At 33.3% G+C, this 24,854-nt stretch carries 20 protein-coding genes, 1 riboswitch and 2 other annotated features; of the genes, 14 read left to right on the top strand and 6 right to left on the bottom strand.

The window, feature by feature from the left end; genetic code table 11:
* The first annotated feature begins 16 nt into the window (after positions 1–16).
* Genes MY490_RS20635 through MY490_RS20625 form a run of 3 tightly spaced genes read left to right on the top strand, consistent with a single transcriptional unit; the run spans position 17 to position 3,733 of the window.
* Positions 17–2,119 (top strand): BglG family transcription antiterminator, encoded by a 2,103-nt coding sequence (locus MY490_RS20635; protein ID WP_248267325.1) that lies wholly within the window; start codon positions 17–19, stop codon positions 2,117–2,119.
* A gap of 11 nt (positions 2,120–2,130) precedes the next feature.
* The gene (locus MY490_RS20630; RefSeq protein WP_248267324.1) at positions 2,131–2,568 is read left to right on the top strand and encodes a PTS mannitol transporter subunit IIA; all 438 of its coding nucleotides are present in this window, start codon (positions 2,131–2,133) and stop codon (positions 2,566–2,568) included.
* Between the two features lies 1 nt (position 2,569).
* Complete coding sequence (locus tag MY490_RS20625; RefSeq protein WP_248267323.1) at positions 2,570–3,733, top strand: mannitol-1-phosphate 5-dehydrogenase; 1,164 nt, start codon at positions 2,570–2,572, stop codon at positions 3,731–3,733.
* 90 nt (positions 3,734–3,823) lie between these two features.
* Here MY490_RS20625 and MY490_RS20620 read toward each other — a convergent pair whose 3' ends face one another.
* On the bottom strand, positions 3,824–5,071 hold the full coding sequence (locus MY490_RS20620) for a helix-turn-helix domain-containing protein (RefSeq protein ID WP_248267322.1): 1,248 nt from the start codon (positions 5,069–5,071) through the stop codon (positions 3,824–3,826).
* 404 nt (positions 5,072–5,475) lie between these two features.
* Between MY490_RS20620 and MY490_RS20615 the strand changes: the two genes are divergently transcribed.
* Positions 5,476–9,540, top strand: coding sequence for a S8 family serine peptidase (locus tag MY490_RS20615; RefSeq protein WP_248267321.1), 4,065 nt, complete (start codon positions 5,476–5,478; stop codon positions 9,538–9,540).
* Between the two features lie 148 nt (positions 9,541–9,688).
* Here MY490_RS20615 and rluF read toward each other — a convergent pair whose 3' ends face one another.
* Positions 9,689–10,405, bottom strand: coding sequence for a 23S rRNA pseudouridine(2604) synthase RluF (gene rluF / locus MY490_RS20610; protein ID WP_248267320.1), 717 nt, complete (start codon positions 10,403–10,405; stop codon positions 9,689–9,691).
* A gap of 193 nt (positions 10,406–10,598) precedes the next feature.
* A riboswitch (purine riboswitch) is annotated at positions 10,599–10,700 on the top strand.
* An 87-nt stretch (positions 10,701–10,787) separates the two neighbouring features.
* On the opposite strand from rluF, the gene MY490_RS20605 reads away from it, so the two are divergent.
* Positions 10,788–12,089: an NCS2 family permease gene (locus tag MY490_RS20605; RefSeq protein ID WP_248267319.1), complete on the top strand. Its 1,302-nt coding sequence runs from the start codon at positions 10,788–10,790 to the stop codon at positions 12,087–12,089.
* 77 nt (positions 12,090–12,166) lie between these two features.
* Here the strand turns inward: MY490_RS20605 and MY490_RS20600 are convergent, their stop codons facing one another.
* Positions 12,167–13,501 carry an APC family permease gene (locus MY490_RS20600; RefSeq protein ID WP_282439823.1) on the bottom strand — a complete coding sequence of 445 codons (1,335 nt, stop codon included), beginning with the start codon at positions 13,499–13,501 and terminating at the stop codon, positions 12,167–12,169.
* A gap of 284 nt (positions 13,502–13,785) precedes the next feature.
* Here MY490_RS20600 and MY490_RS20595 point away from each other — a divergent pair, with 284 nt between their 5' ends.
* Together MY490_RS20595 and MY490_RS20590 are read left to right on the top strand one after the other, a co-directional pair.
* Positions 13,786–14,499: an MBL fold metallo-hydrolase gene (locus MY490_RS20595; protein ID WP_248267318.1), complete on the top strand. Its 714-nt coding sequence runs from the start codon at positions 13,786–13,788 to the stop codon at positions 14,497–14,499.
* Between the two features lie 458 nt (positions 14,500–14,957).
* Positions 14,958–15,842 carry a LysR family transcriptional regulator gene (locus MY490_RS20590; RefSeq protein ID WP_248267317.1) on the top strand — a complete coding sequence of 295 codons (885 nt, stop codon included), beginning with the start codon at positions 14,958–14,960 and terminating at the stop codon, positions 15,840–15,842.
* A gap of 97 nt (positions 15,843–15,939) precedes the next feature.
* Here the strand turns inward: MY490_RS20590 and MY490_RS20585 are convergent, their stop codons facing one another.
* The 3 genes from MY490_RS20585 to MY490_RS20575 form a co-directional block, all read right to left on the bottom strand.
* Positions 15,940–16,560, bottom strand: coding sequence for a DUF47 domain-containing protein (locus MY490_RS20585; protein ID WP_248267316.1), 621 nt, complete (start codon positions 16,558–16,560; stop codon positions 15,940–15,942).
* Between the two features lie 80 nt (positions 16,561–16,640).
* Positions 16,641–16,796 carry a Ger(x)C family spore germination C-terminal domain-containing protein gene (locus MY490_RS20580; RefSeq protein WP_248267315.1) on the bottom strand — a complete coding sequence of 52 codons (156 nt, stop codon included), beginning with the start codon at positions 16,794–16,796 and terminating at the stop codon, positions 16,641–16,643.
* Between the two features lie 102 nt (positions 16,797–16,898).
* Entirely contained in the window at positions 16,899–17,183 is a 285-nt protein-coding gene (locus tag MY490_RS20575) for a spore germination protein (RefSeq protein WP_248267314.1), read from the bottom strand.
* 392 nt (positions 17,184–17,575) lie between these two features.
* Positions 17,576–17,826: a binding site (T-box leader), on the top strand.
* Between the two features lie 42 nt (positions 17,827–17,868).
* Positions 17,869–18,132: a binding site (T-box leader), on the top strand.
* A gap of 112 nt (positions 18,133–18,244) precedes the next feature.
* On the opposite strand from MY490_RS20575, the gene trpE reads away from it, so the two are divergent.
* From trpE to trpA, 7 genes are read left to right on the top strand one after another with little or no spacing between them, the layout of a single operon-like run.
* Entirely contained in the window at positions 18,245–19,615 is a 1,371-nt protein-coding gene (gene trpE, locus MY490_RS20570; RefSeq protein WP_248269443.1) for an anthranilate synthase component I, read from the top strand.
* Complete coding sequence (locus MY490_RS20565) at positions 19,599–20,210, top strand: anthranilate synthase component II (protein WP_248267313.1); 612 nt, start codon at positions 19,599–19,601, stop codon at positions 20,208–20,210. Before trpE ends, MY490_RS20565 begins: the two co-directional genes overlap by 17 nt.
* Positions 20,182–21,210 (top strand): anthranilate phosphoribosyltransferase, encoded by a 1,029-nt coding sequence (trpD, locus tag MY490_RS20560; RefSeq protein WP_248267312.1) that lies wholly within the window; start codon positions 20,182–20,184, stop codon positions 21,208–21,210. The genes MY490_RS20565 and trpD overlap by 29 nt, the downstream gene beginning before the upstream one ends.
* Positions 21,211–21,999, top strand: coding sequence for an indole-3-glycerol phosphate synthase TrpC (gene trpC / locus MY490_RS20555; protein ID WP_248267311.1), 789 nt, complete (start codon positions 21,211–21,213; stop codon positions 21,997–21,999).
* Positions 21,996–22,601: a phosphoribosylanthranilate isomerase gene (locus MY490_RS20550; RefSeq protein ID WP_248267310.1), complete on the top strand. Its 606-nt coding sequence runs from the start codon at positions 21,996–21,998 to the stop codon at positions 22,599–22,601. The genes trpC and MY490_RS20550 overlap by 4 nt, the downstream gene beginning before the upstream one ends.
* Positions 22,602–23,801: a tryptophan synthase subunit beta gene (trpB, locus tag MY490_RS20545; protein ID WP_248267309.1), complete on the top strand. Its 1,200-nt coding sequence runs from the start codon at positions 22,602–22,604 to the stop codon at positions 23,799–23,801.
* Positions 23,802–23,806: 5 nt separating this feature from the next.
* On the top strand, positions 23,807–24,592 hold the full coding sequence (trpA, locus tag MY490_RS20540; RefSeq protein WP_432707098.1) for a tryptophan synthase subunit alpha: 786 nt from the start codon (positions 23,807–23,809) through the stop codon (positions 24,590–24,592).
* Positions 24,593–24,854 lie beyond the last annotated feature (262 nt).

Here is a 24,854-nt window from a genome sequence, read left to right as displayed (position 1 = left end):
ATTTAAAGAGGTATATATGTATATATCAGCAAGAGAAAGAGAAATCATTAATTTGTTGTTAGTTCACCCAAACGGAATTAATGTTCAAGAAATTGCAGAGAAATTAAATGTTAGTAGCCGAACCGTGCAACGGGAACTAAAAGGGGTTAAAAGTATTGCCTCTGCTCATAACCTTTTCTTAAAAAAGGTATTAGGTGTTGGAATGTATTTAGAAGGGACCCCTGAGCAAAAAAATGAGCTCCAAATTACAATATTAAAAAGTGGGCAGGAGTTTACTCAAAAAGAAAGACAGGAGTTAATTCTATGTTCCTTATTAAAAGAACCAGAATCTATTAAACTAAGCTCACTAGCAAATGATTTACATGTTACTGTTGCTACAGTTAGTAACGACCTCAATAAAGTAGAAGAATGGTTAAAAGACTTCGATTTGGATCTTATAAGAAAGAAAGGGTACGGCATTGCTTTACTAGGTTCAGAACGAAAAAAAAGAAAGGCCCTAGGACATCTAATCGCACAGCAATTAAATGAATATGAGTTTTTATCTGTAGTGGAAGATGAATATGAATCAAAGAATAGATTCACAAATGGATTATTAGAAATAATAAAACTAGAAAAACTCACCATGATTGGAAAAATGATCAGGGATATTGAACAACAATTACCTTATTCTCTAGCTGATAGTGCGTTTATGACATTTACAATTCACTTATCTCTTGCTATCGAAAGAATTATTCAAGGCGAAGTAGTAAAAATGGATCAGGTGGTACTTGAGGAATTAAGTAACACTAAAGAATTTAATATCGCAAGTCAGATTGTTAACGAATTAGAAGAAGTGTTTAAAGTTAATATCCCAAGTGCTGAAAAAGGGTATATTACGATGCATTTATTAGGTGCAAGACAGCGTCAAGAGAAAAATGATTGGCTAAAAGAGAGCAGTACGGAAATTGTCATAGGCTCAAAAAAGCTAATCAATTATGTATCGAAGGAACTTGAAATAAATTTTGAAGAAGACCAAGCCTTATTTGAAGGACTAATTACTCATATTGAACCAGCAATCTATCGAATTCAAAAAAAACTAGATGCAAATAATCCTTTAGCAAGTCAAATTCAAGAGGATTATCCTGCAATGTTTAAGAGCATTCAAACAGGATTAAAAGAAGCTTTTCCAAAGATTGTTTTTCCAACTGAGGAAATCGCATATCTTGTCCTACATTTTGGTTCATCTCAAGTAATCTATGATAACAGTAAAGAAGTTAGGGCGCTTGTATTATGTTCAAGTGGGATCGGTTCCTCTAAAATGTTAGCGAGTCGAATCAAAAAAGAGATAAAGGAAATAACGGAGATCGAAGTATCGTCTTTAGCGAACTTAAGAAACATTCAAATTGAACTTTATGACATTATTTTATCTACAGTTGAGATGCCGGGATTTACAAAAAAATATATTACCGTAAACCCTTTATTGCCAAAGAATGAGGCTGAGCAGATTCGTGATGAAATAAAACGCAACTCTCTTACAACGGAAGCAACTTTATTAAAAAAGCTCCATAACAAAAAGTTTCAAAAGCAGATCAAGCTAGAAACGCCAGAAATAATTAAACAAAATCTTGAAGTAGTTCATCAGTACTCAGAAACAGTACTCCATATTTTGAATACATTTGAGACAATTTCACTACCGTTTATTCCAACCTCTTCTATTTTATTATTGGAAGTATGCAAACAAGCAAATGTTAGGGGATTAATAGGTGATTATTTTGAGGTAACTAATCAACTCACAGAAAGAGAAAAGAAGGGGGGACTCGGAATACCAGGAACAAGCATAGCACTGTACCATTGTCGTTCAGAATATGTTACGCAACCAGTGTTTTTATCCTTTTTGCTACATGATCCTATGGTAGTCAAAGCAATGGACCACTCGTCAATAAAAATCAATACATTATTATTATTACTAGCTCCAGTTGAAATCCAAACAGGTCAGTTAGAGGTGTTGAGTAAAATTAGTTCAACAATTATTGAAGATGAAGAATCAACACAAATTTTTACATCTAATAACTATACAAATATATATAACAAATTAAGCTATGCATTATATGAAAATTTACAAAAAAGATTTAAGAATTGAGGGATTAAGTAATGATTCAGACAGTATTACCAACAGATAATGTTTTATTAAATATAGATGTAAAAACAAAAGATGAAGCCATTCGTTTAGCAGGAAATCTTTTAGTAAAAAACGGTTATGTAAAAGAAAATTATATTGATAGTATGATCGAAAGAGAAGAGTCTTTAACAACTTATATGGGGAACTTTATTGCGATTCCACATGGAACTGAGGAGTCAAAACAAGAGGTAATCTCATCTGGAATTTCGATTCTTCAAATTCCTAATGGAGTAGACTTTGGGAACGGAAATATTGTAAAGGTAGTATTTGGTATTGCAGGCAAAGATAATGAGCATCTTGATCTGTTATCTCAAATTGCAATCCTTTGTTCAGAGGAAGAAAATGTACATAAATTGATTGCAGCCACATCAGAAGAGGAACTAATTTTAATGTTTAGTGAGGAGGAGTAAGATGTTAGCTGTACACTTTGGCGCAGGAAATATTGGAAGAGGATTTATAGGACAATTATTACACAAGGCAGGGTATGAGATTTGCTTCGTTGATGTAAACGAAGAGATTATTGATCAATTGAATGAGAAGAAATCATATACTGTCATGCTAGCAGACCGTACTCAGGAAGAAATAAAGATAACAAATGTAAGAGGTATTAACAGCCTGAAGGATCCAAAAGAAGTTGTAAAAGTAATTGCACAGGCTGATATCGTAACAACAGCAGTAGGTCCCTCAATTCTTCCTAAAATAGCAAAGCTAATTGCAGAGGGATTAATTGAAAAAGTTCAGAATTCAGAGAAAGCGTTAAATATAATTGCATGTGAAAATATGATAGGTGGAAGTTCTTTTTTAAGAGATGAAGTTTATTTAAATATGACATTATCTCAGAAGAAAAAAACTGAACAGTCGGTCAGTTTTCCAGATGCTGCAGTAGATCGAATCGTACCAATTCAAAGTCATGAAGATAAATTATTAGTGTCAGTAGAACCTTTTTATGAGTGGGTAATTGACAAATCAAAACTGATAGGAGAGGTTCCAGCAATTGATGGTGTAACTTATGTAGAGGATTTACTTCCTTATATTGAAAGAAAACTATTTAGCGTAAACACAGGTCACGCAGCGACTGCATATTTAGGCAATTTCTACGGATATAAAACGATTAAAGAAGCAATTTCTGATGAAAATATTAGAAATACTGTTAGTTCTATTTTAGATGAAACGGGTAAGTTATTAGTTAAAAAATATAACTTTGACTTAGATCAACATAACGCTTATATAAAAAAAATAATAGGTAGATTCGATAATGAATATATTTCAGATGAATTATCTCGTGTTGCTCGTTCTCCAATTCGCAAATTAGGAGCAAATGACCGTTTTATTAAGCCAGCAAGAGAGTTAATAAACTTTGGGATAACACCTAACTATTTAGTTAAAGCAATTGCAGTTGCTTTATTCTATAAAAATAATGATGATCATGAAGCAGTTGAAATACAAAGCTACCTCCAAGATCACTCTGTGGAAGAGTTGCTTGTTAAATATTCAGAATTATCAGATTGTATTGAGCTAATTAGTTTAATTCTTGATGAATACAATCAGTTAGAGAAGGACTTACTTGTACATTAATTTTACTGCAATGATAGACTTTAGGAATAATTTAAAGGGACTGAATCCATAGTATCAGTCCCTTTTAGCTAATAGCCATATCCATTTTTTCTAATGGCCATTAATAAACATATCCCCAGTATGAACAGCTTTTTCATATTGTTTAGTTTTAACATAGTAGTTGTAAAGCAGTTTTGCATACTTTATTGCATGTGTGACATGATGGTGACTCTTAAAGAAAGGAAATGCAATTTGTTCCATGTAATCGTAATATTCATCAAATTTTTCATTAAAACGTAAAATTAGAAGAGTAAAGAGAATAATATATAAATCATTCGCTGCCTTTTCTGAAAGGGCAAGTCCTTCATTTGCTTCATTTAGCAATTCATTCTTTGTTAAAAGCTTCCCTTCTTCTGCATTATCTAAATAGTTATACAAACGATTTAAATAAAGTAAGGATTGTTTATCAGCTTCTTCAACGGATTTTTTATAAAAGATATGTGCATTTTTAAAGTCTTGTTTCCAAAAATACATTAGACCTAAATTATGTAAGATCATTCCTCTTTTATCAAAAAGACCTAAAGCCTCGCTATGCTCAATTAAACTTTCATACCTTACTACAATTTCTTCAAAATCTAGTTGTGTACTGTCTTTTAATTGCACTAACATTAAGGATTCTGCCAAAATTGCTCTTGCGTAATTATTTGTTTTATTAAAATATCTAAATGCCTTCTCACCGTAGAAATATGCCATAACTTTAGACTGAGTCCAATGATAGGCTGACCCAAGATGATAATAATATTCCTTATTTCCATATTCCTCTATATTGACCTTCTTTAATTCTTGTAGTGCAATTTGCCTGTTTACATTTTCTAGTCGTGTATATTGAGTTAAATAATATATTCCTCTTACATGATGAAATAAGTTCTTTTCATAAGTCGACATAGGAGGAGAATCTTTTTCAATCCGTTTAATAATACGATCTGCTTTTTCAATGTTTTTGCATAAAATAAAATATCTGGCTAATAAAAGCTGGAAATAGATAGCATAGTTAGACGCACTTATATAGTGAATGCTTTCTAGTTCTTCTTTAATTAGTATGACATCCTTCATTCGCTCTAATATGATTGCATTATGCCATTTTTGAAGTTTCTTTTCGATATTTTGAACAGCGGCTATCTCATTTTTAATGTCAATCTGAAGACGTTGAGAGAACAATTGTATAATTTCTTCAGAATATCGAGTTTCCCCTCTTTCAATTCTACTTACATGGGTAGCGGTACAAATGTCTTTTCCTAATTCCTCTTGGGTCAATCCCGCTTTTTTTCGATAAAATTTAATGATCTCGCCTTCAAGCATATGTTCTCTCCTTTTCTAATTCCAGATGATTAACTACGAAGTTTTTTACGTCAGTGCAAGATTACATTCCTACAATTTGCGAATGTTCTTTTAACGCAAATCTAAGAAACTAGAAAGTACAAAGACTTTGAAATACCTATTAATTTCATTATAACTAGAATTTGGTAAAGTCAAATACTTTCATTTCAAAATAAAAATAACACAAATTTTTAAGAAAAATTTCATGCTTTTTTAATATTTAATGAAATTTCCTTTCAAATTTCAATGCTTTTTAGGAAAAAAATCCTACAAAATGACCGAAATTTCGATTAAAAATAACACAATATGCTTTTTCCCTAAATGCGATTACTATTTAAATAGTAAGAATTTTTCAACTATATATAGAAAAATGGGGGATGAAGTTTATGAAGGTAACTACATTGGCAAAGCACTCGGCAGTACTTGCCCTTTCAACAAGTCTGCTTATTTCACCTTTCAGTGCAAAGTCATACTTAACGGCAAATGCGGCAACTTCTAAAGCAGAAGAAATTTTAGCTTCAATTACACCAGAGCAAAGAGAAGCATTAAAACAATTAGAACTAAACGGTCAAGAAGGTCTTCAAGGCTTTCAAGTAGGTGAACTGGACTCTGATAAAAATGTCTCTGTCATCGTTCAGTTTAATTCAGATCCAAGTAATGTTGCGGTATTAGAAGCTGCAATTGATGGGAAGTCATTAACTAAAGAATCAGCAAAAGAACAAGTAGACAAAGAGCACAAGGTTTTTAAAGAAGATGTAGGAAAGTTCGTTAAGGTTAAGGAAAAGAAAAACGCTCCTGTTATTACAAAAACGTATAAAACAGCATTTAATGGTGCAGCGATTACACTTCCTGCAAATCAAGTGAAAGAACTTTTAAAATCAGATGCTGTTAAAGCGATTTATAAAGATGTAACTTTTAATGTAGATCCAGTTAAAGAAGATGTACCAACAGATATTGCAAGTAAAACAACTACATCAGTAGATAGCATTTCTTATTTAAATGTGGATATGTTACATAAAGAGGGTATAACAGGTAAAGGAGTTAAAATAGGGGTACTAGATACTGGTATTGACTATAACCACCCTGATTTAAAAGACGCTTTTAAAGGGGGATACGATTTTGTAGATAATGATAATGACCCAATGGAAGCTACATACAAGGACTGGCAGGCATCAAAACAGCCTGAAACTAATGGTAATGGCTCATACTATACTGAGCATGGTACACATGTATCGGGAACAATTGTAGGACAAAATAAAGGTGAAAATGGAGTATCAGTAGAAGGTGTTGCACCTGATGCTGATTTATATATGTACCGTGTACTTGGTCCTTATGGAACTGGATCAACTGAAAATATACTTGCTGGGATTGATAAAGCAGTTCAAGATGGAATGGATGTTATTAACCTTTCTTTAGGTGCAGCTATTAACAATCCATATTATCCAAGTAGTACTGCAATAAACTATGCAGTATTAAATGGTGTAACGGCAGTGGTTTCTGCAGGTAACAGTGGACCTAAAGCGTATACTTTAGGATCACCAGGTACGGCAGCATTTGCTCTAACGGTTGGAGCTAGTGATGTTCCAACTTCAATTACAACATTTGATGGAAAAGTAGCAGGTGGATGGTCAACTGATCTTGTAAGTATGGCTAGAAGCTTTGCTGATAGCTTTAATAGTTTGGAAGGAAAATCTCTTGAACTAGTAGATGTTGGATTAGGAACATTAAATGATTACAAAAATAAAAATGTTGCCGGGAAAATTGCTTTCGTTCAACGTGGAAATTTTGCACTAGTTGATAAAGTGAAGTTTGCAAAGCAAAACGGAGCAAAAGCTGTCATTATGTACAACAATGTTGATGGACATGTTGGATCTAACTTAGGTGAGTCAATGGAATATATTCCTGCATTCTCAATGACAAAGAAAGCAGGAGAAGAATTAAAGGCAAAAAATGCAAATGGAAATACAACATTTACTTTTACAAATTTAAAAGAAGTGACTACTGAAGGTGATAAGCTAGCGGACTTTAGCTCAAGAGGACCAGTTAAAGGTAACTTCCAAATGAAGCCTGAAATCACAGCGCCTGGTGTAAGTGTTCTATCTACGGTTCCTTCATATATTGCAAATCATGATACACCAGAAGACTATAGATATGCATATCAACGATTGGATGGAACGTCTATGGCATCACCATTTGCAGCTGGTGTAGCGGCATTATTAATCGGACAGAATCCAAACCTTCAGCCAGCAGACGTTAAATCAATCCTGATGAATACTGCTGATAAATTAAATGGAAATTATAGCGTGTTTGAAGTAGGAGCAGGTCGTGTAGATCCATATCAAGCTCTTCACACTCAAACAGAAATAAAAGTACAAGATGAAACATTAATCCCGGTCGGCAACGATTTAATAAATGCAAAAAATGAAACTGGCGGGTTAAGTTTCGGTAAACAAGTTGTCAAAGATGACTCAGAATTAAAAGTAAAGAAAGACATTGAGTTTAAAAACAATAGCGATAAAAAGAAAACATTTGATGTAAAAGTAGTGGATAATGCAAATGGTAAGAATGGATTACAAGAGAACGGGGTTGTTCTAGATATTAGTAATTCAATTAAAGTGGATAAGAACACGGTTAAAACAGTAAAAGCAACATTAACTGTCCCATCTACAGCAAAAATAGGTTATTATGAAGGCTATGTTTTATTAACAAATAGTGAAGATAAAACAGAGCAATATCGTATTCCATTTAGTTTTAAGAAATCAGATGAAGGCTTTGATACTCTTAGCCTATCATCACATGCTATCTCTCCATTGTATTACGGAACATATGATTCATATAAAACATTTGTAACATCATTAAAATTCAATTTAGGTTCTCCAGTTGACAATTTAGATGTCGTATTACAAGACGCTAATACAAATCAAGATTTAGGACTTGTTGGCACGCTTAATATGAAAAGTGCAACGACAGATGTAGATTACTTCATACAACAAGCATTTTATGGGGCATATTACAAGTTTACAGGTGATAAAAAACAACCTGTATCAACCGAAGTGAGTCAGGCTAAACCTGGACATTATAAATTGAAATTCATAACAACATTACCAAATGGAAAACAGAAAATTAAATCTGATGATATCTTTATTGATATTGATACACCAACAGTAAAAAGTTCTCTAGATGGTGATTCACCTTTTATTGAGTACAAGCCAGGACAAAAGACTTATCCGTTTGAAATGGAAGTAAAAGACGCTGCTTTAACAGAAATGCAGCAAGCAGGTATTAATTTAGACGAAACATCAAACTTTGCAGTTTATACTTATGGATTCCCTATTCCTCAGGGTCCAATCCATATGGACAAGAGCGGTAAGTGGGTTGATGAAGTAGAAATGGATGAAAATGCTCCAGCACTATCATACAATTTAATTGGTTATGATGCAGCTGGAAATCAAGCAAACTGGAAAGAATACTATTTCGTTAAAGAAGGTACACCTGTCTCATACGCTAAACATAATGTAGAACTAGCTAGATCAGGAGATATCTTGTCTGCCTCTCTAGTATTAGACAACTTACAAGGTGTAAAAGAAGCAACTTGGAATTTTGATGATGCACAAGCTGTAGGGATTCCATATGTAAATCTTGTAGACGCTGCTTTAACTGAAAAATTTAAGGATAAAGCAAGTATTCAAGTAATTGGTAATAAAATCAAAGTAACGTTTAAAGAGAATACAGTATTCGATCGCTCAGAAGTAGTAAATATAAAAGTAAAAGTACAGGACCAACTTTTCTATCCAATTGGTTACATTAACCCATCTGCTAATATAGTGGATGCTAACGGACAAGCAGTGAAGTTGTTAAATGCTGGTAAACGATTCCAATTAAAACCAAGATTTAACCGAGTTCAAGGAAATATTATTCCTGAAGGGTTTTTAGTTCAAGAAGAAGGTCAAACACCTTATTTAGGATCTCGCGATTGGAAAAAAGTAGGAGCTACAATTAAAGTAACAAACGGTGATTTTAGTCTAGACGCTACTAATTTAATTAGTAGAGGTAAATTTAGTCTTGAACCACTTGCATTAAGTAAAGATGCATATACGTTTGAAGTAAATGTACCAGGACACTTTATTACGAAGAATTCTCAAAAATTTGGTTTTGAATACAAAGGCGTATTATATGGAAAATCAGAAACAACTAACATTAGCTTAATTGGTGGAGATGTTAACCAAGACAATGTAATCGATGTACAAGATGCACTTTACGTTCAAACTAATTGGGGAACAAACAATCGAAATGCAGATATCAATTTCGACGGAACAGTAGATGCAAAAGATTTTGCTTTAATTGAGAAAAATTACTTAAAGCAAAATCCATCAGTACAAAATGCACCTACACCGAAAACAATTTATAATAACCAAACGTTAGAAACGATTAAAAGTCAATTAGGCTTATAATCATATACCCAAAAGAAGCTACTATTAAATTTTACTTAATAGTAGTTTCTTTTTTTGATAGGAATTCAGTCATACTAATATTTTGCATACTCTTAATTGAGCAAAAAAAGACTAATTCAATTAAATTGAAACAGTCTTTTTTTTTAGTTCACCATTCATTTGGTTCGTAATTTAATTCTCTAAATAACTGTGTTTTTTCTTTCTTAGATAAGTCTCTCCATTGGCCAATTGGTAGATTGCCTAGATGTATATTCATAATTCTTGTTCTTTGTAATCGATAGACTTCGTATCCAAGCGCTTCACACATTCGACGAATTTGGCGGTTTAAACCTTGTGTTAAAATGATTTGGAAATCAAATTTCGAAAGCTGTTTAACTTCACATGGAAGTGTTTTAGTACCTAATATTTTTACTCCTTCAGACATTTTAGTTAAAAATTCAGCAGTTATTGGTTTATCTACTGAAACGATATATTCTTTTTCATGCCTATTTTCAGCTCGTAAAATTTCATTTACAATATCGCCATCATTTGTAAGGAGAATCAAACCTTCAGAATCCTTATCCAATCTTCCGATATTAAAGATACGTAATGGATGGTTTACGAGATCAACAATATTCCCTTTTACACCTTTTTCAGTAGTACTTGTTATACCAACTGGCTTGTTCAAGGCTATATATACATGATTTCGAGCCAGTCTAATATGTTCACCATTTACAATTACTTCATCACCAGGTTCGACTTGATCGCCGACTTTTGCTACTCTACCATTTAATTTTACTCGTCCTTCACTAATTAACTTATCCGCTCCACGTCTCGAAGCCTTACCAGACTCACTAATAAATTTATTTAAACGAATGTTAAACAACCCCTTAAATTCTTAATTATACTTTCAGAATAACATATATAGCTTTTTATTGAGAATACCATTCGACTATTCCTAAAAAGTCCTTTTAAATTATTGTTGTTTACTATTTTATCCACATTCATTATATTATTTTCTAAATTATATAACAAAAATGATTTTTATTGACAGACTCTAAGGCAGGTCGTATGATAGAAAAAATATATTAATATTTTCTCATATAAACTTGAAAATAAGGTTCAAGAGTTTCTACCTAGCGCCCGTAAACTGCTAGACTATGAGGAAGAGCTCTGGATTTTTGTTTTCTTTACAATGTAAAACTGCCTGCTTTTTCTCATAAAAAGCGGGTAGTTTTTTTATTTTAATATAATAAAGGAGTCATCGTATGTTTCAACTTAAAGAACGAAATACTTCAGTTAAAATTGAAGTATTAGCTGGTTTAACTACATTTTTAACTTTGGCGTATATCATTATTGTCAATCCTATGATTTTAAAGGATGCAGGTGTGCCGTTTAACCAGGCATTTTTAGCTACTATTCTAGCTACCATTATTGGTACTTTAACAATGTCATTAATCGCTAATTATCCCATCGTTATAGCGCCTGCAATGGGGTTAAATGCCTATTTTACTTATTCTGTAATTGGGGGACATAATCTCCCATACTCAGTAGGTTTTTCTGCTGTTTTTATTACCGGAATTTTATTTTTACTACTTTCTTTAACATCTTTCCGAACAAAATTGATTCAAGCAATTCCCGCTAACTTAAAGCATGCAATTGCTGCTGGAATTGGTTTGTTCATTACCTTTATTGGCTTACGTTTATCAGGTATTGTCGCAGATCACCCTACTAATCTAGTTCAAATTGGTGATTTTAGTTCACCTAAAGTTGCACTTACATTGATCGGTTTACTAATAACAATCGTATTTATGGCACTTAACTTAAATGGTGCGTTGTTTCTAGGGATGATTACGACAGGTCTAATTGCATATTTTACAGGTCAGTTAAATTTTGCAAATGGTTTTGTTGCTATGCCTCATTTACCAAAAGGAATTTTAGTTTACAACCCAATTGATTCAGTGAAAGACATTATAGAATACGGACTTTATAGTGTCATTTTCTCATTCTTACTTGTCATGTTATTCGATACAACAGGAGCCTTACTAGCGATCGTTAAACAAGCAGGTCTTATCAAAAATGGGAAGTTAGAAAAGGGAGGAAGTGCGTTCTCTGCTGATTCAATTGGAACAATCGTTGGTGCAATGTTAGGAACAAGTCCGACTGCTGCAACTGTAGAATCATCTGCTGGTGTAGGTGCTGGTGGAAAAACTGGTTTAACATCATTAACCGTTGTAGTCCTATTTATAATCGCAGCATTTTTTAGCCCAATGATTGGTTCCGTATCAGAAGTTGCCGCAATTACAGCACCTAGCTTAATAATTGTTGGGTGTTTTATGATTAAGAGTATTTCCGAGATTAAATGGGATGATTTTGAAGAAGCATTCCCGGCATTTTTAGTCATCGTTAGTATGCCATTAACATCAAGCATTGCAAACGGTATTGCTTTAGGCTTTATTTCTTATCCGATTATGAAAATCGTTAAACGTAAATTTAATGACGTACATCCATTTGTTTATCTATTTGCAGTATTATTCTTAGTTCAATTAGTATTTTTTGCACATAAATAATAGAGAACATAAAAAAGCAGGTAAAAGATTTTGAAGTCTTTTACCTGCTTTTTATTAATCTAAAATATTCTTATCTATTAACTTGCCTTATATTTTTCTTCGCTTCTAATAGTCGATTTTAGTCTCCAATAAACAGGTAAACCAACAATTGCAATACCAATTGAGACAAGTGCATCTATTGGTGCATTTATAATCGTACTACCGATGATATAAAGCGTACCTAATATTGCCACAATCGGAGTGATAGGGTATAAAGGAACTTTATATAATTTATTTCCACCTTTATCTTTTTTACGTAATAGGAAGATTGCATTAAATGCAAGTCCATAAAATAAGAAAACTGCAAATATAGCCATATCAGAAAGTCGATCTGGGTTCCAGAATATCATCATTGCTAATGCTAAAACTATTTGGAAAACTGTTGAGCCTACTGGCGTATTAAATTTTGGGTGTATACTTGATAATACTTTTGAACCAGGTAGGAAGTTTCGCTCTGCCATCGCAAATGTAACCCTTGGGAATGTAAGAATTTTGCCATTTAAACAGCCAAAAATAGAAATTAAAATTCCGATGGCAAGAATTTTTCCACCAATACTACCAAATAGAGAAGAAGCTGCCGCAGTAGCTGCATTAGGACCTAATTCAACAATTTTATTTGCAGATAAAACATGTAGCATTGCGATATTAACAGAAAGATAAGCTAAAATAACAATTACAATACCAGAAATAATTGATCTAGGAAGAGTCTTTGAAGGATTCTTCATTTCTCCTGCCATAAAACCTACATTCATCCATCCATCATATGCCCATAAAGTCGCTAATACTGCTGCGCCCATACTAAGTGCTTGAGTAGAACTACCACTCTCTGCATTAAAAACTGATACGTCCCCTTGAAGAATACCAAAAACAGCGATTAAAATAATAGGAACTAGTTTACCAGCAGTAGAGATTGTTTGAATAAATCCACCAAGTTGAGTGCCTAGTATGTTTAGACTACCAAGTAATACAATCGTGATAATACCAATAACTTTACTACTTCCCTGAAAACCGAAAAAATCTGCTAATAAAGAGCCAAAATAAAGACTAAGAGCACCCATAACAGCTGGTCCATAGATAAGGGTTTGTACCCAACCGCATAAAAACCCCCACTTCTCACCATAAACCTCTTCAATGTAAGCATATAATCCACCAGTTCTCGGGATTTTTACACTTACTTCAGCAATCGTTAATCCACTTGCTAGTGTAATAACACCACCGATAATCCACGCAAATAGAGCCATAGTGGAGTTAGCCGTTGTAGACAGTACGATCCCAGGTTTCATAAAGATACCAGAACCAATTACTGTACCGATTACTAAAGACGTTGAAACGAAAAAGCCAATATTTTTCTTTAAATTTACTTCTTTTTCCACGATAAACGCTCCTTCCAGGACTATATTTATAAAATTAGAAAGATTATAGCATATTAATTTTCTAATCTTTTTTTTCTGAAAAGTTAAATTTATGTTTTATGTATTTATGATGTAGTGGATAAGACCCATTAAATTTGAGAAATCTTTCATAATATGTATTCATATTGACTAGATAACATATTGATAAAAGGTTATTAGTCGTAAATATAGAACACTATATTGCAGGTATTTCAGACCGATTTTTTAATTAAATATCGAATACTATCTATTCTGGAGGTGAAGACGTGGAAGTTTCTTTTGAACGTGTGGTAGATAACATATACGCTTTAGCGATATGGGATACCGAATGGAAATCATATAATAATTGCTATTTTATAATTCAAGATAATGGAGTTACTCTCATTGATTCAGGAAAAGGGATCCACTCTAAGTATCTTAGGAAAGCTCTGGTTGAGTTGGGGAAAACACCAGAAGACGTCCATCTCTTTTTAGCTACACATGGACATGAGGATCATATTGAAGGCTCTAGTATATTTAAAAATGCTAAGAAGTTTATCCATTCAAATGATAATGATTTGATTGATTCACTTGAATTAACTCAGTTTAGTAATGACCTAAAAGCTTATGAAGTAATAAAGGAGTTTGAGTATGATTTAGTTGGATACCATACCCCAGGTTCAGTCGTTTTATATCATCGCCCATCAAAAACAATTTTTACGGGTGATTTCTTGTGTTTCTTTGGTGATCCTTTATCAAAAGATGGACTAGTATCTAAAGGAGATGACCTTAGAAATGAGTGGGTTAAGTATTTGAGAGATGGTGGAGTCTCAACAGAACACTTAGATCATTTTCTAGGTGGACTAAAAAAAATAAATCAGTTTGATAGTAGTGTAATGTGTACTGGACATGGTGGTGTCTTAGTAGGAAATATTAGAGAATTTATAAGTGAACTAATTGATGTCGGAGTCCAATATAGTAAAAAAGTATCAGACTGTTGACCGATTAAATCAGTCTTTTTTATATGAAGTAGTGTATAGAAAGAGCTTTTGCACTTTAGAAAGGATAGATTGGAATATTCTTACCAATAATGAACTATATAGTCTGTAAAAGGGTTTCTTTCATATACTCTAAATTACTATAATGGGGTGCATCGTAATGAGGTTAAAAACATTAATTGGGCTATTATTAGGTTCATTGACAATATTCTTCATTTTAAGTCTCCTAAGTAATAAACTTACCAATAAAGAATACTGGTTTTATGCGTCAATTTATCTTGTTTTTATGGTTTTAGCGTACTTGGCAATTAACTTAATTCGAAAAGTTAAGTCGTCAAAGAAGACTGATTCATTTTGAATCAGTCTTTTTCTTTTTACCCATTTTATCAATTTTCTTATTATAAGAAAAATAAATGATGATAATATTGATAATAAGTAAATCTAATACTAGGAGATAGAGTATGGATCAAATTCTTTTAGTTTTTATGGCGGTTGCTGAGAAAAGAAACTTTTCAAGAGCGGCTGAGGAGTTACATATGACTCAACCATCCGTTAGTCAGCAAATTCAATTGCTTGAGAAGCATGTTGGTGCAAAGCTTTTAATTAGAACGAATAAATATGTTCAGCTTACAAAGGCTGGGGAAATTGTTTATTTGCATGCTAAGGAAATAACTAGTTTATACAAGCGTATGTCGACACTTGTGAATGACCTGATGAATGAGGCTAGTGGTCATCTGAAAATAGGTGCAAGTTATACATTTGGGGAATATGTATTACCGCAAATTTTAGCGGAAATGAAGAGACTTTTCCCGAATGTCATTCCATCAGTGCAGATAGGGAATACTCGAGAAATTGTTCAGGCTGCACTAAGCTATCAAATTGATATTGGTATAGTTGAAGGTGAAGCAATTCATACAAATTTAAATATACAGCCGTTTGCAAATGATGAAATGTATATTATAGCTGGAACTAAGAGTGAAATATATGCTATTGAAGCTGTGACATTGAAACAAATTGAAAATGAAACGTGGATTGTTAGGGAAGAAGGGTCTGGAACAAGGGAAGCGACCGAAAGATTATTTGAATTATTAAAGATACGTCCTAAAAATATAATTGAATTTGGTAGTACACAATTAATTAAAGAAGCTGTAGAAGCAGGTATGGGAATTACCTATCTTTCTGAGCTAGCAATAAAAAAAGAAAAGCAGTTAAATACCATTGATTACCTAAAAGTAAAGGGAACACCTATTCAACGTAATTTTTCAATTATCACAGATAAAATCGAACTTCAAACAAAATCGATGGAAATATTTATTGAGTTAGTTAAGAAATATTACGAGAAATAAAGTAGGAATTAGTGACTGAGAAAAAATAAATGGGTAAAGAAGAGATAAAAAAAATACAGTCTAATTAGGCTGTATTTTTTAGTTACTATTTATTCAATTACGCATTACCCATAATAATCTGTTCAAGTGTATTTGCTACATCTTGTGCACTATCAGATACTGCTTCTAACATTTCATAAATCTCTTTGAACTGAATTATTTTGATTGGATCTTTTTCATTTTTAAATAGCTCTTTAATGGAAGTTCGTAATAACACATCACACTGTGACTCATAGTCTTTTACTTGGATCGCATGTACGCGCATTTCTAATAATTTCTTCCTTGAAAGTAATTGAATTGCTTTTAATATTTCATTCGCAGCACTGCGTATATTTTTAACAAACTTCACCATGAATTCATCTATTTGAACGATAGAGTACATTTCGAATGTTGCTGAGCATTGCTCCATTCCGTCTAGTACATCATCCATTTTATTAGCAAGTTCTAGTATATCTTCACGTTCAATTGGTGTTATAAATGTTTTGTTTAATTCTACGATAATTTGATGAATATATGTATCACCTTTTGTTTCATAAGCCTTCATTTCTGCAGAGAATGTTTTTAAATCAGTAGCATTTTTTATTTTAAAATCATCAAAATAAATAGAACATTCATTTACATTATTAGCAATATTTAAGAGCATTTCAAAGAATGTATCATTTTTTTTACCTATAATCAAGTATGATTCCTCCTAAAAACAGTTGATTCAAATCCTTACATTATGTTGCTCAAGTGAATGAAATATTATAAATATGATTCTTAAAAAACAGGTCCAGTTCGATCAATTTTTGCTTTTACGGAAGTTTTGAATTTAACATTCTTATATTCTTTGTCCCAATTTATTTTTTTCCATAAATCAAGATAAGAGCTAGATAAGATTTCTCCAATTCCTAATGCGTCACAATTAGCTTCCAATAGTGATCAATTTCCAATCCAGATGCACTAGGCGGCTTTACTTTAACAAGTTCGTCCTTAACTTCAAACTGTCCTCCACCTTTGTTTTCAATATTTAATGCTCTAACTGTAGCTATCGTGAGCACCGTTAATATTTTGTTCATTAGGAGGTTCGGTAATTGCACGTTCCTTATCTGAAGCTGCTGCTAGAATTCCATTTGAACAATGTTCTTCTAAAATTAGACAAAATCCGTCTAATAAACTATCTCCTAATTCTGAGATCTTTGCTGAGTTTTTAATCTCATATGATTTGACGATATTGCCTGTTTCATCCTTTGTTTCTCTTAAAATAGGTTCAATAATAAATGATTGAAGTGCCTCAATTTTTATCATCGATTCAAGAAACAAAACGGCAAACATCTGAGTATTTTTATGAATAATCTTAACAATTATATCTTCTGTATGACTTAATTATTCTTGAATTGTTTCAATATTATTTTTAAGATTATTTGATAAAATTTCTTCTTTATTTGGGTTATTAATTGTTGTTGTATTGGTTCTCATATTGATACCTCTTTGATGGAAGGTCTAATAGGGTTTATTCTTTCCAAAATTAGGTTGTGTATGCAATGAAGACTCATAGTAAAATCATTTGCGATTCCGTTTTTTAGATTAACAAAATCGTATAATATCAGTTTTCTAAAAAGAAGAAAAATCGAATCTTGTAGATATAAACTTATTGACTTTTTATTTTTTGCATAATAATATAAGGACAATTAATTTAAATGAACATCCATAAATACTTTGCGTTGAAGAAGAGTAGTAACGATTACGGAAACTAAAGAGAGCTGATGGTTGGTGCGAATCAGTGTGAAAGTAATCGCGAATGGACTTCCGAGCATTCAAACCGAACCTTAAATAAGTAGTAGGCTTTGGCGAGTAGTCTTCTCGTTACAAAAGACGGGTATTCAGTGGAAAATTGATTGGATACCGACAAAGCGAGCTGTTAATCAGCTAATGAAGGTGGCACCACGGGTCTCTCGTCCTTTTTAAGACGGGGGGCCCTTTTTGTATTTCTTTAAAATTAAATAATTATAAATCGATGAGTAAGAAGAGTAAATATTGGTGAATGTCACAGAGAGTTAGACAATGGTGGGAGTCTAATACAGGAACCTTTATCGAATGGGCTTACGAGAGGCATCTTGAACAATAAAGTAGGGATGCACGGATTTCCACCGTTAAAAGGATAGGGTATCGGAATTATTTAAGTAACTAATTCCCGTATCCGAAAAGTGGGATTCAGATAAATCTGATCCAATCTGAGGTGGTACCGCGGTAGCAACTAATCGTCCTCTATATGCACAATCTTTGTGCGTATAGGGGACTTTTTTTATATTCAAATATTAAAATTTTGGAGGTCGAACAAATTGTCAGTACAAAACAAAGCAGAAATAATCATTGAAACGATAATGGGGGATTTGTTTACACCGATTTCATTATTTAAGAAATTGACCGCTAGTAAAAAGTTTTTATTTGAAAGTTCATTTAAGCATAAAGATTCTGGCCGTTATTCATTTGTTGGTTCAAAACCAGCTTTTGAATTGATTGGAACAAATCAAAGTGGCCAAATCATCTATAAAAATGGCCAAAAAGAAGAGTTTGTTGGAAATCCACTTTTAAAACTGAAAGAGTTAATACCAAAGCAGGATTGCTTAAAGGTTTTGGATATCCCTTTCATTGGTGGGGGAATTGGTTATGTAGGATATGATACGATTCGCCAGTTTGAAGAGATCGGTGATGAGTTGGAAGATGTAATCGGAATGCCAGATCTCCATTTAATGTTTTTTGAAGTCATTATTGTATTTGATCATTTGGAACAGAAAATTCATTTGGTTGGAATAAAGCTTTCCGATGAAACAACATTAGAAGATTTGAAGAGCGATATTCAGAAGTATAAGCAAGTAATTTTATCTAACTCAAATCAAGAGGAGGAAGTAAAACCAGTTGTATTTTCTACTTTCAAGTCTGAAGTTAGTAAATCTGACTATATGTCCAAAGTAGAAAAGGCAAAGTCATTTATTCAAAAAGGAGATATTTTTCAAGTTGTTCTATCACATCGAATGGGAGCAAATTTTGAAGGGAATCCCTTTGATTATTATCGAAAATTACGAATCCAGAATCCGTCACCATATATGTATTATATCGATTTTGGTGATAGCGTTGTTGCTGGTACTTCCCCTGAAAGTTTAATAAAAGTTAAAGATAATCAAGTCATAACGAATCCAATTGCCGGTACGAAACGAAGAGGGAAAACGGATGAACATGACTTAATGATCGAAAGGGATTTATTACAGGATGAGAAGGAACTTGCCGAACATAAAATGCTTGTTGATTTAGGAAGAAATGATCTAGGCAAAGTTTGTGAGTTTGGAACAATCAAATTAGAAAAATATATGACGGTTGAAAGATACAGATATGTAATGCATATCGTTTCCGAAGTTAGCGGGCAATTAAAAAAGCCACATACTTCACTTGATGCTCTTATTGCTTGCTTACCAGCTGGAACCGTATCTGGTGCACCTAAGATTAGAGCGATGGAAATCATCAATGAATTAGAGAGTTCAAAGCGAGGAGTATATTCCGGTGCAGTCGGTTATGTATCCGTTAATGGAAACCTTGATTTTGCATTAGCTATTCGAACAATGATTTTAAAAAATCAAATGGCCTATATTCAAGCAGGAGCAGGTATTGTTTATGACAGCAAACCTGAATACGAATATGAAGAAACCATTAATAAACTAAAAGCTTTTTTGGAGGAAAATCATGATTTTAATAATTGATCACTACGATTCTTTTACTTACAATCTTTATCAATTTTTGGGAGAGCTTGGAGAAGAAATGGTAATCGCTAGATATGACAAAATTTCAATTGATGAAATAAAAGAAATGAATCCAAAAGCAATTATTCTTTCTCCGGGACCAGGTAAACCCGAAGAGAAGCAGGAAACGAATGAACTCATTCAAACTTTTTATAAGACTGTCCCAATACTAGGCATTTGCTTAGGGCATCAAGCAATCGGTTATGCATTCGGCGCAAAAATTATTAAAGCTAGACAAATCAAACATGGAAAAACATCGAAAATTAGGCATGATGGCAGTAATTTATTTGCCTACATGTCCCAACCGCTAGAAGTTATGCGATACCATTCACTGGTAATTGAAAAGGAAACGATACCGCCATTATTTGAAACTTTAGCATTCGCTATGGACGATCAAGAAATCATGGCCATTAAACACCGAAAATATCCAATCTACGGTATGCAATTTCATCCGGAATCCATTGGAACAGAATACGGAAAACAACTTTTATTGAACTTTTTAAATGAAATAAAGGAGGAATTAAAAGATGAAAGAGTACCTTCAACGCTTAGCTAATCGAGAGTCGTTTACAGTAGAAGAAATGCAAGTAGCTGTCGGTGAGATTCTACAGGATGATCAAATTTCAGATAGTGAAATCGCAGCATTTCTAGTTGCTTTAAAAACAAAAGGTGAAACAGTAAACGAAATCGCAGGACTAGTAAACGCGATTCGAAATCATACAGTAGGATTTACTAGGAAGTTTCATAATGTCATTGATAATTGTGGGACTGGTGGAGATAATTCATCGAGCTTTAATGTGAGTACAACATCAGCTTTTGTTATTGCGGGAAGTGGAATTCCAATTGCAAAACATGGAAATCGCAGTATGTCTAGCAAGACAGGTAGTGCCGATGTATTAGAACAATTAGGTGTGGAGTTACAGGTTCCAACACAAGCTACCGAGGAACTTTTAGATGAAATAGGAATTACTTTTTTATTTGCTCCATATGTTCATCCAAGATTGAAAAAAGTTATGAAGGTTAGACGTGAGCTACAAATTCCGACCATTTTTAATTTAATTGGACCTTTAACAAATCCGGTTGAATTAGAGACCCAACTATTAGGAATTTACAGAAGAGATTATTTAGAAGTTTTTGCAGAAGTGCTAAATAAATTAGGACGTAAACGAGCGATTGTAATAAACGGTGCAGGGCATTTAGATGAAGCCTCGTTAGCAGGTGAGAATCATATCGTCCTATTAGAAAATAATGAGCTGAAAAAGATGACACTTCATCCGGAAGAAGTTGGATTAACTACTTACCCAAATACAGAAATCAAAGGTGGAGATGCAAAGAGAAATGCAGATATTCTTCTTCGAGTTTTAAAAGGAGAAAAAGGAGCTTTTAGAGATACGGTTTTATTAAATGCTGGTTTAGCAATTTATACTTCAGGGATTGTCAATCAAATTACAGATGGTATTAGGAAGGCTGAAGAGAGCATTGATTCTGGCGCAGCTTATGAGAAATTACAAAAACTAGTCGAAAAAACTAGCAAACTTAAAAGAGAGGTTATTTAAATGGAAACCATTTTAGATCGAATCATTTCTCAAAAACAAATCGAAATTAAAAGTTTAAGAGCAATTAGTCGAAAAATAGCGAATGAAACAAAGAATGTATCATTAATCCAAAAGTTAAAAGCTGCAGACCATTTATCGATCATTGCGGAGTTTAAACGAGCATCACCATCAAAAGGAGATATTAATACAAATCTTAATCCCGCAGAACAAGCAAAGAAATATGAAGAAAATGGAGCAGCTGCAATTTCTGTTTTAACTGATACAACTTTTTTTAAAGGTTCCTTTAAAGATCTGAAAATCGTGCGTGATTCCGTTACTATTCCGATATTATGTAAGGATTTTATTATCGACCCAGTTCAAATAGATATCGCAAAAGAGCATGGAGCAAACATTATTTTACTAATTGCTGCTGCATTACCTTTTACAGAACTAAATCATTTATATCAATATGCTAAACAGCAAAATCTTGAAGTATTGATGGAAGTACATGATGAGGAAGATTTAGAAAAAGCACTAAAAATTAGGCCGGGTCTATACGGCATTAATAACCGAAACTTAAAAACATTTGAAGTGAATCTTGGTGTGACAGAAAGACTAGCACCTTTTATTCAAGCAGATGGCGGATTCATTATTAGTGAAAGTGGGATTTTCCATCAGTATGATGCAAAACGTGTAAGAGATGCTGGGGCAAATGGAATTTTAGTCGGTGAGGCATTAATGAGAAGTAATGAATTATCATCAAACATGAAAGAGCTGATGGTTCCTATTTTAAAGGAGGCTAAGCAGTGAAAGTCAAAATTTGTGGCATTACAGATTTAAAAACAGCTAAAAGTGCAATAAATGCAGGAGCTGATGCAATTGGATTTGTTTTTGCAGAAAGTAAACGTCAAATTGAAATTAATGAGGCAAAAAAGATCATCGAATCATTGCCAGATTCGGTAATGAAGATTGGCGTTTTTGTAAATGAAACAAAGGAGACATTAGAATCCATCTATGAGGAAGTTGGTTTAACACATCTTCAGCTACATGGAGATGAAACGCCAGAGTTTTGTCGTTCATTATCCTTTCCAGTAATTAAAGCATTACGAGTTCAGTCGGAAAGGGACGTTGAAAAAATCGTAGAATATGATTGTGATTATATTTTAGTAGATAGCCCGACTGGAAAATATCGTGGCGGAAATGGAACAACATTTAACTGGGACCTTGTTAAATCAAAGAAAATAGATAACTTGATTTTAGCTGGCGGATTGACGATTGAAAATGTAATACCTGCAAGTAGCATCGTAAAACCAATAATGGTAGATGTGAGTAGTGGAGTCGAAACGAACGGAAAAAAAGATGAAGAAAAAATAAAAAGTTTTATAAAAAAAGTTAAATTAGGAGGAATTTAAATGTCTACGTACACACTTCCAGATGTAAAAGGTCATTTCGGTATATATGGAGGGAAATATATACCTGAAACACTTATCCAAGCCATAACTGAATTAGAAGAAGCATATTCAAATATTAAAGATGATCCAGCATTTAATGAGGAAATTGAAAACTTGTTAAAGGATTATGTAGGTCGCCAAACACCTCTTTATTTTGCAGAAAATTTAACTAAGCATGCTAACGGAGCTACTATTTATTTAAAACGTGAGGATTTAAATCATACTGGTGCTCACAAAATTAACAACGCGATAGGTCAGGCATTACTTGCGATTCGAATGGGTAAACGCAAAATCGTTGCTGAAACAGGAGCGGGACAACATGGTGTCGCAACAGCAACAGTCTGTGCTCTATTAAATTTAGAATGTGTTATTTTCATGGGTGCTGAGGATGTTCGAAGACAGGAGCTAAATGTTTTCCGAATGGAATTACTAGGCGCAAAAGTGATTAGTGTTGAATCCGGTAGTGCGACATTAAAGGATGCAGTAAATGAAGCCCTTCGTTACTGGGTTGCCAATGTAGACGACACTCATTATTTATTAGGATCAGTAATGGGGCCACACCCTTTTCCTATGATGGTACGAGATTTCCAAAGTGTAATAGGTAAAGAAACAAGACAACAATTTTTAGCAAAGGAAGGTAAACTTCCTGATGCAGTAGTAGCTTGTATTGGCGGAGGAAGTAATGCAATTGGTATGTTCTATCCATTTCTAACGGATGAAAGTGTGAAGTTATTTGGAGTAGAAGCTGCTGGGCATGGAATCAATACAGATAAGCAAGCAGCATCTTTAACAAAAGGTGTACCAGGCGTCTTACACGGTGCATTAATGTATTTACTTCAAGATGAAGATGGACAAATACAAGAAGCTCATTCAATTTCTGCGGGGCTAGACTACCCAGGGGTAGGTCCAGAGCATTGCTATTTAAAGGATATTGAGCGAGTAATATATGAATCAATCACAGATGAAGAAGCACTTGAAGCATTCCAATTACTAGCAAGATTAGAAGGAATTATCCCAGCATTAGAAAGTGCACATGCAGTTGCATACGCAATAAAGCTAGCAGCAACGATGAAGAAAGATGAAAACTTAGTCATTTGTTTATCGGGTAGAGGCGATAAAGATGTTCATACCGTTCGTGAGCGATTAAAGGAGGGCAAATAATGATGTTGAATCGAATTGAATTCCAATTTTCAGAACGTCTTAAAAAAGGGGAAAAACTATTTATTCCGTATGTAATGGCAGGAGATGGTGGTCTTGAAGTATTAGGAGGAAGACTTGCTTTACTAGAAAAATTTGGTGCATCAGCAATCGAAATAGGTATTCCATTCTCAGACCCAGTGGCTGATGGACCAATTATTCAAAAAGCGGGAATTCGTTCATTACAAGCTGGTACAACATTAAAAGCTGTAATTGAAAAAATAAAAGAAGTTCGTAAATTAATTTCTGTACCTTTAATCGTCATGACATATATGAATCCTATTTTAGCTTATGGAATTGACAGGTTCGTATCTGAGCTTCACCAAGCAGGAGTAGACGGCTGTATTATTCCTGACCTACCGATCGAAGAAGAAGAAATTATCATTCATCAACTTGAAGAATCTGGGATAGAACTAATTCGTTTAGTCACAATGGCTACACCAAAAGATCGAATCATTAAAATTGCTGAAAAAGGAAGAGGTTTCTTATACACAGTAACAGTAAAAGGGATTACTGGTGTTCGAAATGAGCTAGACGACAGCTTATCATCCTTCTTAAAAAGTGTGAAAGAAATTAGTAATAAACCAGTAATAGCTGGATTCGGTGTATCTACCCCAGAACAAGTAAAGGAATTAAGCCAAGATTGTGATGGAGTCATTGTTGGTAGTAAAATTGTTGATTTATTTAATCAAAATAAGATTAATGAAATTAAACTTTTAATGGAATCAAGTTTAGTAAGCGAGGAAGTAATTTAATAAAAATGAATCAGGCTATATAAGTGGCCTGATTTTTTTATGCTATTTTGGGGTATTTTATTGATCTTAACCTTCCTTAGCTTTGAAATCATAATAGTGGAATCTGTTAATAATTAGTCTGTGTTAAGAATTTAGATGAAAAAGATTATTAGAATTGATCATATCATCTGATTTAAGTGTAATTGCATTATAAATACGGTAAGTGATATGGGTATTATTAGCGGTTTAATTGTGGTTTCCATAATTTTAATTGCAGATTTCC

This window comes from Gottfriedia acidiceleris, from assembly GCF_023115465.1.
GTDB lineage: Bacteria > Bacillota > Bacilli > Bacillales > Bacillaceae_G > Gottfriedia > Gottfriedia acidiceleris_B.
Note: the sequence above shows the minus strand (reverse complement) of the source record. Positions and strands in the feature narration are given on the sequence as shown.